General features: G+C 43.7%; 11 protein-coding genes. 1 reads left to right on the top strand and 10 read right to left on the bottom strand.

Annotation, left to right across the window (positions count from 1 at the left end):
- Both ACR0QE_RS11970 and ACR0QE_RS11965 read right to left on the bottom strand, forming a co-directional pair.
- On the bottom strand, positions 1-737 hold a 737-nt coding region (locus ACR0QE_RS11970; RefSeq protein WP_432628575.1), incomplete at its 3' end, for a hypothetical protein.
- A gap of 67 nt (positions 738-804) precedes the next feature.
- On the bottom strand, positions 805-1,323 hold the full coding sequence (locus ACR0QE_RS11965; protein WP_432628574.1) for a hypothetical protein: 519 nt from the start codon (positions 1,321-1,323) through the stop codon (positions 805-807).
- A gap of 221 nt (positions 1,324-1,544) precedes the next feature.
- On the opposite strand from ACR0QE_RS11965, the gene ACR0QE_RS11960 reads away from it, so the two are divergent.
- Complete coding sequence (locus ACR0QE_RS11960) at positions 1,545-2,816, top strand: helix-turn-helix domain-containing protein (RefSeq protein ID WP_432628573.1); 1,272 nt, start codon at positions 1,545-1,547, stop codon at positions 2,814-2,816.
- A gap of 102 nt (positions 2,817-2,918) precedes the next feature.
- Here the strand turns inward: ACR0QE_RS11960 and ACR0QE_RS11955 are convergent, their stop codons facing one another.
- The 8 genes from ACR0QE_RS11955 to ACR0QE_RS11920 form a co-directional block, all read right to left on the bottom strand.
- Positions 2,919-3,434 (bottom strand): hypothetical protein, encoded by a 516-nt coding sequence (locus ACR0QE_RS11955; RefSeq protein WP_432628572.1) that lies wholly within the window; start codon positions 3,432-3,434, stop codon positions 2,919-2,921.
- Positions 3,435-3,570: 136 nt separating this feature from the next.
- Positions 3,571-4,032 carry a hypothetical protein gene (locus ACR0QE_RS11950; RefSeq protein WP_432628571.1) on the bottom strand — a complete coding sequence of 154 codons (462 nt, stop codon included), beginning with the start codon at positions 4,030-4,032 and terminating at the stop codon, positions 3,571-3,573.
- 654 nt (positions 4,033-4,686) lie between these two features.
- Entirely contained in the window at positions 4,687-5,931 is a 1,245-nt protein-coding gene (locus ACR0QE_RS11945; protein ID WP_432628577.1) for a glutamate-5-semialdehyde dehydrogenase, read from the bottom strand.
- Positions 5,932-6,035: 104 nt separating this feature from the next.
- Positions 6,036-6,797: a 5-formyltetrahydrofolate cyclo-ligase gene (locus tag ACR0QE_RS11940; RefSeq protein ID WP_432628570.1), complete on the bottom strand. Its 762-nt coding sequence runs from the start codon at positions 6,795-6,797 to the stop codon at positions 6,036-6,038.
- 137 nt (positions 6,798-6,934) lie between these two features.
- A complete protein-coding gene (locus ACR0QE_RS11935) occupies positions 6,935-7,162 on the bottom strand; it encodes a DUF896 domain-containing protein (RefSeq protein ID WP_177977032.1) in 228 nt (75 codons plus the stop codon).
- A 245-nt stretch (positions 7,163-7,407) separates the two neighbouring features.
- On the bottom strand, positions 7,408-8,268 hold the full coding sequence (gene proB, locus ACR0QE_RS11930; protein WP_432628576.1) for a glutamate 5-kinase: 861 nt from the start codon (positions 8,266-8,268) through the stop codon (positions 7,408-7,410).
- A gap of 266 nt (positions 8,269-8,534) precedes the next feature.
- Positions 8,535-10,130: an NAD(P)/FAD-dependent oxidoreductase gene (locus ACR0QE_RS11925; protein ID WP_432628569.1), complete on the bottom strand. Its 1,596-nt coding sequence runs from the start codon at positions 10,128-10,130 to the stop codon at positions 8,535-8,537.
- Positions 10,131-10,203: 73 nt separating this feature from the next.
- A partial coding sequence (locus ACR0QE_RS11920) for an NAD(P)/FAD-dependent oxidoreductase (protein WP_432628568.1) occupies positions 10,204-10,500 on the bottom strand: 297 nt, incomplete at its 5' end.

Below are 10,500 nucleotides of genomic sequence, written 5' to 3'. Positions count from 1 at the left end.
TCACGCATCTCCTCTTCCCAATCCTCCGGCTCTTCTTCCCGATCCTCGCAAACCTGAACTTCTACCTGAAGGGAATCCTGTTCCTTCAATCCCAGTTCCTCGATAAGATCATACGGCAATCTCAAAAAAACCTGGTAAATACCATCTCCTTCATCTCGAAAAAGCATGCACTGATCCTGCAACTCCATCTCACTCTGATACTTTTCTTTAGAAAATATTTCTTCCAGACATTTTCTTAATTTTGTCTCTCCTCGGAGATTCATCAGATTTGCGAACTCCACAAAATCAGAAAAGAAATATGCTTGATCGCTCAAAAATGTTTCTTCATCTACCTTCGTTCCCGCCGTTGTTTTTTTGCTTTTCTGATTACTCAAAAGCACTTTATCTCGCTCGCAATCAAGGAAATCTTCTGCTGTATAGCGAGGCAACTTTTTTTTCGATCGAAGTTCTTTGTGTTTGAGCAGGTCATTGATATATGTAACAAATCCTCGCAATAATTTTTCCGTCATGCATCTTTCTTTTTTTATTACCCCAAACGCAGAATACGAAAATGGAATGTAGTACCGCATACTTTCTTCATCTAGAACCGCCCCATTTTTTCTTACTGTCTGATAATGTGATCTTAGCTTGAAGTGCCAACTACAGGAAGGGGCGGTCTCCAACAATACCGCTTCTATTTTATCTGTATTTACAGCCCTTTTCATATTTGGTGAAATTGTCCCTCCTACCTTTTTCATCGTATTCTCCCCTTCACTCACAAAGATTACAATCTGATCTCTGATTATTGTATGACCCGTCGTAAGTTTAATACTTACCATAATCCTCACACAATTCTAATTTTTTATTTGCATAACGCAAATCTCCCGTAATCTCTACCAAAAATTCCTGCAACTGCTTTTCCAGCTTTCCCTCTGTCAATTCCGCAAGATTTTGATTATACTCCTTCGGTGGCCATAAAAAGTGCTCGCAAAAAATCATAACATTATGCTCCGCATCACATACACTCCCAAATGATCCGAGTGGATATCCATAACGTTTTTCAAAACAAAAATGCATTGCATTTGCTATAATTTGATTAGGCCTGTTAAAATAATCCTTATCTACAAAATACCCCACACACCACCAATCAACACTTGCCATTTTTTCTAAAACGGACCACTCGTCATAGTCTTTCAACTGCTCCTCTGACATTTCTCCAATCTTAATTGCTTCGTCTTTACTCGGCAAATACGGAACTAACTTGTCATTTTGAAAAACAATCTCATCCTCTACACCTAAATACATACCTTTTCCAATTCTCTCAACCTCACGATACTCCACCATCTACATATTCTCCTCTCTATCATTGATCGTTCCATAAAAAGAACAATTCACCTCTACTTCTAAAAGTATCTTTCTTTCCTCTGCACTGATAGTGTATCATTCTCCACCATAAATTCCCATGATTTTATTCGTCACAAATTTATATTTTTTCATGCGTTATGTGACATAATATTGCATTTTTCACTTGTATACGCTATCATATATATGTAAGGAGGTATTCTATGTCAAAATCATCCGAACGTTTTTCAGTTGAACTAGCTAAATACCAAAAAGATCATAATAACATTACTTATGAAAAAATAATTGAGAAACTTGCACCCCAAAAAAGATATCCTGACAGCTCATATCTTTCAAAGTTTAAATCAGGTGCTAAAAAACTACAGAAAGATGACTGTGACATTTTTGCTGAACTCTTTGGAATACGTCCTGAATATCTTGCTGGTATTGATGATTATCGCACGGATGAAGATCTTCAAAAGGCATTGGAAATAGAACAGGAAAAAAGGGAAATTTCCCCCTCACTTCATCAGATTCTATTAACACTCGGATATATCGATACTTATTATAATAATTACCCACTTCCAGAAAATACCCGTGAGTTTTTAGAATCATTGGCAGATGAACTTAAAGAAAAGAATATCTCTTTAATTGTTAATGTTAATGCAGACACTTATATCGCAATTTCAATGTCTGAACGTTCTCTAGTATTTGAAGATATTATTAATTACATAAAATTCACACTTGAGAAACTATTTACCAATAACCCTGTTTACTCAGTAACTGAAAACAAAAAAGTATCACATCACTCCAACTCATCATCCGTACGTTCACGTTTAGATAATGAGTTGAAAACATATAAAGAAAGAAATAAACTTAATAATGAAGAAATAGCTGATAAACTCAATCAACTAGATTCTTCTAAACGTACATATCGTCGTGAATATATTTCTCGCTTTATAAAAGGTACCAAAAAATTAAGCGATGATGACCTTAGAACTTTTTCTGGACTCTTTGGAATACGTTTTGAATATCTTGCTGGTATTGACAAGTATCGCACGGATGAAGATTATTTGAAGGCTATACAAAATTGGACGAGTATACAAGGTAAAATTTTTCTTGCATTCCATCGGATTCTAGTAGAACTTGAATATACAGATACACATAAAAAATGTGATACAGGGAGTATATCTTGCATTTCTAATAGTAAAACAAATACTTGTGTTTTTATTTTTACATCCGCTTATGCTCAATTACTGACGGATGTCGTTAATTATATGGCATTTACACTTGAAAAATTTTTTACCGCTAACTCTCCAATGTCCGTTCCCTCAGTAATACATGAAGATGGCTCAACTTCATTACATCCATCAACAGTGCTAGCTTTAAAAGATGGCTCCTCTGTTACATTCAAGCAGGAATTTGTACCCAATTCAGAATATGATGGCAATCCCTCTCAACTTGCCTTTTCAATTACTGAGTCGAACAAAAAATAACCCAACAGGAGGAGGCTAAAATTTTAATGCACATTATTTTATAGACTCCTCCCTTCTATAATTTTTGCATAAGTAATTAGAACTATCTCTCACCGGTGATACTCACGTTTTATCATACTCCTCACACAGTTCCAATTTTTTGTCTGCATAACGCAAATCTCCCGTAATCTCTGTTAAAAATTCCTGCAACTGCTTTTCCAGTTTCTCCTCTGTCAGTTCTGCAAGATTCTGGTTATACTCCTTTGGCGGCCATAAGCTATTACAAAAGATCATAACATTATCATCATAATCAGATACGCTTCTGAATGAACCAAATGGATATCCATAACGTTTCTCAAAGCAACAATGCATTCCATTCGCTATAGTTCTATTATGGAAGTCTTCAAAATAGTCTTCCTCATTAAAATAATACGCACCTATGTAATCAACACTTGCAAGCTTCTGTACAATAGGCCACTTGTCATAGTCTTTCAATTTTTCTTCTGACATTTCTCCAATCTTAATTGCCTCGTCCTTCGTCGGCAAATACGGAATCAGCTTGTCCTCTTGAAAAACGATCTTACGCTCCTCGCCTAAATACATTCCTTTTCCGCTTTTAGCAACATGATACCAACCCATCTGCATATTCTCCTTCTCTTTTTTTCTGTATCCAGTATAGCAACACCACTCTAAGAAATCTACCAACCAGAACGAATCACCTTTCCATTTTTTTGTTTCTTTTCCACTTTTCTTCAATTTTTTAGAAAAAAGGGCATCAACGTTCTTCCTTCCACACATACTCCGGCACTTTTTCTAATTCGTCATCTGGATTCAAGCCATACGCCTCGATACACCTTCTTAGATATGCCTCATTTACCTGCGTGATCCCATGCTTCATATAGTATTCTGGCTCAAATCGTTCTGGGTTCTGCCCGTATTTCTCATCATATTCCTGATACTTTGCCAGTGTATCCTGTTTATTTAAGATCTCAATGCACTTGTCATGGACATAAATTCCCAGAACAACCGCATCTTCAAACTTATCATCCGGTGACCATGGTTCTTCATTCCAGTCAGTCACAGCAATCACCAGATCCAAATACGGAAATGCTCTTAATTTGAAAAACCACTCTTTACAGAATTCTTCCACAGTCGGATACTTCTGAGTGATTGCATTGCATCCGACTTTTCCATCCACATGAATCCAGCCATATCCATCCGGATAATGATTTTTCATAATCAGCCAGTTATTGAAATTGCAAGAGCGAACAAAATCTTTATGATTTTCAATTTTTTCCATGCAAAAATTAAAAAAATCATCGGTCCGACGAATAATCTCAAATGCCTGCTCTTTTGTGACCGAACAACCTCTCATCCGATAATAAGGGCGTCGTGTATATGAAAGGCGCTTTAAGCTAGTCTTATTTTTATTCAAATCAGTCACCAAAATCTCATATTCTGCATACCGGTCGAAATCCTCTTTTGCAAGAAAATAGGTATTGCGCCCCAAATCTACAATCTCTTTAAACTGATCTGACAAATCATAATTAGAGTCAAAATAAACATTTCCATACTCATCTTTATAATAACAAATTTCGTTTGGATAACCGAAAGATGTATCATCCACACTTCTCAAATATGCAAGGCACTCAAAGATATTCATGCATTTGCTCCCTTCTTATTTGTTTCTTATTTGCTCCTCATCTGTTGGCTACATCGTATCATATTTTTTCGCTTCCCATTTTCCAGAATTTTTTTCTGGAAATAAAAATAGCCCGACATCTAAAAAAATAGATATCGAGCTACTTAGAGTTTATATGGTACTTATCTGATCCCCTCACACCCTTATAGCGCAAGGGAAACATTTATTCTGAGTTATGTGATTTCCTGATTATCGCACCTGACCATTTCCGTAAATGATATACTTCGTGGTCGTCAATGCCTCGAGTCCCATCGGACCTCTCGCATGGAGTTTCTGAGTACTGATTCCGATCTCAGCGCCGAAACCGAATTCATTTCCATCGGTAAATCTTGTGGACGCATTTACATAAACCGCTGCCGCATCCACCTCATTTAAGAAGCGCTGTGCGTTCTCATAGTCATTCGTGATGATCGCCTCGGAGTGCCCCGTGTTGTAACGGTTGATGTGAGCGATTGCCTGATCGAGGTTATCCACAATCCGCAGAGAAAGGATGTAGTCGAGATATTCGGTTCCCCAGTCGCTCTCATTTGCCCTCGTAAACTCCGGAATAATCTCACAAGCGCACTCATCGGCGCGCACTTCTACCTGTTTTTCTTCCATTAATCTTTTCTTCAAGAGCGGGAGGAAGTCTTTTGCGATCGCGTGATGCACAATCAGGGATTCACACGCATTGCAGACACTCACGCGCTGAGTCTTCGCGTTGATGATAATGTTGATCGCCATCTCAAAATCTGCGCTCTCATCGACGTAGATATGGCAGTTTCCAGTTCCCGTCTCAATCACCGGAACCGTGCTGTTCTCAACAACCGCGCGGATCAGTCCGGCTCCTCCGCGCGGAATCAGCACATCGACATATCCATTCATCCGCATAAATTGTTTCGTCGTCTCACGGTCCGTCGACGTGATCAGCTGAACCGCATTTTCACAGAATCCACCTTTTTTCAGACCATCACGGAGTGCAGCAACAATTGCCTGATTCGAGCAGATCGCATCGCTTCCACCCTTTAAAATCACAGCATTTCCCGTCTTAAAACAGAGTCCAAACGCATCAGAAGTCACATTCGGGCGCGCCTCATAGATGATTCCGACAACGCCGAGGGGAACCCGTTTCTTGCCAATCAGAAGACCATTTGGACGCGGTTTCATTGAGGTCACCTCGCCGACCGGATCGGCAAGCCCTGCAACCTGTCTGAGTCCATCTGCCATTCCCTCTAAGCGGGTGTGATCGAGCCTGAGTCTGTCGATCATAGAAGGGTTCATTCCATTTTTCTGCGCATTTTCAATATCCTGCGCATTTGCCGTGAGGATCTCATCTTCATGATCGAGCAGAGACTGTGCAGTGAGCAAAAGTCCCTGATTCTTCTCTGTGATTCCCATACGGTTCATATACCCAGATGCCTCTTTTGCCTGCCGTCCGATTGTAAGCAGATCCATGTTTAAATCCATATGCGCTTCCTCCCGTTTTCTCTCAACTTTTCAAACCGCTGCTTCCAAATTTCCATATTTCTGTTCGAATCTTTGCTTTTTATATTACCCAATCACCGATGCACATCAGAAATCGTGATAATCTCCTCATCCGTCACAAGCTGATCCACCCGCACATCCCACGGCTGGGATGGCAGATCTCTGAGCACCTGAAATCCATAGGCGATTGCGACTTTTCGGTGAAGTGGCTCTGCCTCAAAAAAGCGATCATAGAATCCGCCGCCATATCCGAGACGCTCTCCCGTTTTCGTAAACGCAAGCCCCGGTGTGATCACAACCGCCCGCGGGCTCTGTGCCGGCAGGCACTGCTTGGATGGCTCTAAAATCCCCATATACCCTTCTGTAAGCTCTTCTCTTCCTGAGACAAAATAAAACTTCATCTCGTTTCCCTCGACCCGCGGAAGAGCCGTTAAAATCTTTCGTTTCCATAGAGTTTCCAGAAGTAGGAACGTGTCCGCCTCCGTTCCAAAGGATGCATATGCATAGACAACCAAATCTGAGTTCTCCATAAAATGATCTGGAAAATCCAGTACTGCCAGAAGATTTTCCGTGAGTGCCCGATCTTTTGCCTTACGCTCAGCCCCAGTTAATTCTGCCCTCTGCTGCTTCATCTCCTTGCGAATCTGCCTTCTCTGCTGCTGCATCCGCTGATTCCGGCATTCTTCCTCATCCTGCCCACTCTTCAGATCTGCTGCTTTCTTTTCAGGATCGGTCTTTGGATTTTCTTTCGAATATTCATTTGAATGTTCATTCAAATCTTTATGAAAACCTCTAAGGAACTGCTTTATCTCTTGACCTGTCGCTTTTTCTGCCATATATGTCAGCCACCTTTTTGCCCGGTTTTTTCTTTCCTTTGCCGGATTTATTTTATCCTTTCCGCGAGCAAATAAGACCCGCGATTTCATCCGCGTAGATGTGTAGACACAGCCGCAGATATGGATAGAAAAATTCTTTATGACTTCTGCTCGCTGACACCGCCATACTTCTTGCCGAGATCCGTGATGCTTCCGTCCTTCTCTTTAATAGAAATATTGTTCAGATTTGCACGCATGCTTCCGCGAATCGCCTCAATGTACTCTTTTCTGAGTGCAGTCTGCTCTGCTTTCTCCTCATCCGTCAGTCCCACTGCCTGAGATTTGTGATATAACTCGTTAATTCTGTCAATCTTGCTCTGATCCATGGTATCTTCCTCCAATTTTCTATAACTTCTAATTTTCTGTAATTTCTATTTCTAATTCCCATGTTCTAACGTTCTAACCACTTTTTCCTTTTTATAGTCTGTGTGGCATTTTCAAGCACGCTTTTTTCGTTTTCCCTACTTTGATCTTGCCCTGATTCAAGTCGACGCTCGCGGAGACTTGGCGCGTGATTCTGGTCAGCTCTGCTGACATCCTCCAATCAGAATCACTGTGCATCCCCTCTGAGTTAATACTTGGAATTCATGTAATCCATCAGGTCAAAATCCAGATTCGGATGTGCAAGGAAGAGACTGCCTCTTTCTTCACCCTTCACAATGTCGTGAATCACCATGACATCGGATGCATTTGCAATCACCATGTCACAACCGGAATCTGTCGCAATCCGCGCTGCGACAAGTTTTGCCGCCATTCCGCCGGTTCCGACATCACTTCCGGAAGAATCCTTTCCCATTCCCATCAGATTCTCATCGATCTCCGGGATGAAGCTGACAAATTTCGCATCCGGATTCTTGCGAGGATCATCCGTGTAAAGCCCGTCGATATCAGACAGAAGAATCAGCAGATCCGCACCGATCAGCGCCGAAACGACAGCCGACAGACGATCATTATCACCGAACTGAATCTCGTGGGTGGAAACGGTATCGTTCTCATTTACGATCGGAACCGCGCCGAGATTTAAAAGTTCATCAAACGTGTTCTGCGCATTGTAGCGGGAGACCTCGTTTGTCATCGTATCCTTCGTCATCAGAACCTGGGCTGCAATCGAATTATACTCCGAAAACAGTCTCTGGTAAACCATCATCAGACGGGCCTGTCCGACCGCCGCATATGCCTGCTTCTCTGAGATCGTCGTTGGGCGCTTCTGCCCTCCGAGAGCCTGACGTCCCGCTGCAATCGCTCCGGACGAAACGAGAACCACATCCCGCCCCTCCCCTTTCAGGTCACAGATGATTCTCACAAGTTTCTCAATCTTATACAGATTCAATTCACCCGTCTCGGGATGTGTGAGCGAGGAAGAACCGATCTTAATTACAATTCGTTTCTTTCCATTCAGTTTTTCTCTCATCTGACGCTCTGACTCGGTCATCTCTGTCCTCTGTCCCAGATCCATCTTTTGTGCCATTCTGCCCTCATCCTCCTGTCTCCTGCCTTTTACTTTTTGCCTCTTGCCCCTCATCGTACTTATACCGTACTTGTTGTCGTTCTTCTTATCGTACCTGTTGTTGTTCTTATTGTTGTTCTTACTGTCATTCTTGCGCTTTGTTCGATATCCGTCTGCTGTCCGCTTTTCCAGTCTTCCTTTGTCGTTATCGTTACTGTCTGCGCAACGCGTAAACCACAACCCGTTATCGCCTACTCGGTAGAAAACCGGCGCGCAATCGCCTCTGCGACCTTGACGCCATCCATCGCTGCGGACGTGATGCCTCCCGCATATCCAGCTCCCTCACCACACGGATAAAGACCGGAAATCTCACTCTCAAACTTCTCATTGCGGTGAATTCTTACCGGCGAGGAAGTACGGCTCTCAATCCCGGCAAAAACCGCATCCGGCATATCAAAGCCATGAATCATGTGTCCAAAGCGCTCCATTGCCTCAAGGAGCGCCTGATTGAGACTTTCCGGCATAATTGACCGCACATCTGCAAAAGCCCACTGGCCGCGCATTGCGGGCGTCACACGGCCAATGCTTTCTGAGAGGCGATTTTCCTTAAAGTCCTCATAGAGCTGTACCGGAATCTTTCCACCTGCTGCCTCAAAGGCCCTGCGCTCAAGTTCTCTCTGGAACGCCACTCCCCCGAGCGGACTCTGATCCGGGTAATCCTCCGGTCCCACAGTCACAATCAGCGCACTGTTCGCATTCTCCCCTGCACGGTCATGGTAACTCATTCCGTTTACCGCAAGTCTGCTTGGCTCTGAGGATGCATTTACCACATATCCGCCCGGACACATGCAAAATGAGTACACGCCCCGCCCGCTCGTCGTCTGCGCCGTCACCTTATAGCTCGCCGCTCCAAGTTTTCCGGCATCTCTTCGTCCATACTGAGACTCATTGATCACCGACTGCGGGTGCTGGATTCTCAGCCCGACGGCAAAAGATTTCGCCTCCATCGGGACTGCACTCTGATAAAGCATTTCAAAAGTATCGCGCGCACTGTGCCCGATTGCAAGGACAACCGCCTTTGTCTCGATCACACTGCCATCTGCGGTGCGGACTCCGCGCACAGCCCCGTCCTTCATGAGAAGTCCGGTCATCTGACACCTGAAATGCACTTCTCCGCCGAGGTGGATGATTTCCTCGCGCATCCGCTTCACGATACCGGACAGAACGTCTGTTCCGATATGCGGTTTCTGCTCATAGAGAATCGCCGGATCTGCTCCGAACTCACAAAAAATCTTGAGCACGAGATGATTGCGGCCGGAGGAATCTTTCACCAGCGTATTGAGTTTTCCATCGGAAAATGTTCCTGCTCCGCCCTCTCCAAACTGTACATTCGAGGAGGGATCAAGCTCGCCCGTCTCCCAGAATTTCTGCACGCTTTCCTGACGCGCATCCACATCATCCCCGCGCTCGAGAATCACCGGCCTGTAACCTGCGCGTGCAAGCATCAGGCCACAGAAGAGTCCTGCCGGGCCGGCTCCGATGATGACAGGACGCCCTCCAAGCGATTCCTCCCCGGATTTTGGAAACTCATAGGGCTTTTCTTTGCTGAGGCTCACCTGATTGCTCTTTGCCTTATGTACAAGGTTCTCCTCGCGCTTTCCTGCGACTTCTACGTCCACCGTATAGCTGTAAAACAGCTCCGGTTTCTTTCTCGCATCAAGCGACTGGCGGCAGATCACCACCCTCTCGATCTCTTCCGGCGCAATCCGAAGCAGCTTTGCCACTTTCTTTTTCAAAGCTTCCGGACTGTGATCCACCGGAAGTTTCAACTGTGTAATCCGTATCATAATCTGTTTTCTCTTCTTCTCTTTTTTCTTCTCTTTTTTCTGTTTCTATTATTTCTATTCTAGCTTTCTAGTTCTAATATTTGTTCTGTCTTTTTTGTCTCGTCTCTTGTTTCCTATCTTGTCCTGTCTCTGCCGTCGTTTTCTCCCGTCCAGACGCATTTTCATTTCCCTGGGCAGCACAGCGGCCGGCGATTGCCCCCGTCGACCATGCCCACTGAAGGTTGTATCCTCCGCAGATTCCGTCGACATCTAAGAGTTCTCCGACAAGATAAAGTCCCGGCACGAGTTTGGATTCAAGCGTCTCTGCGTGGATTTCTCTCGTGTCAACTCCGCCGCAGCAGATCTGTGCCTGCTCAAACGCATTCGTCGC

This window comes from Brotaphodocola sp. (assembly GCF_050873065.1).
GTDB lineage: Bacteria > Bacillota > Clostridia > Lachnospirales > Lachnospiraceae > Brotaphodocola.
This window is presented reverse-complemented; position numbering and strand designations above follow the sequence as displayed.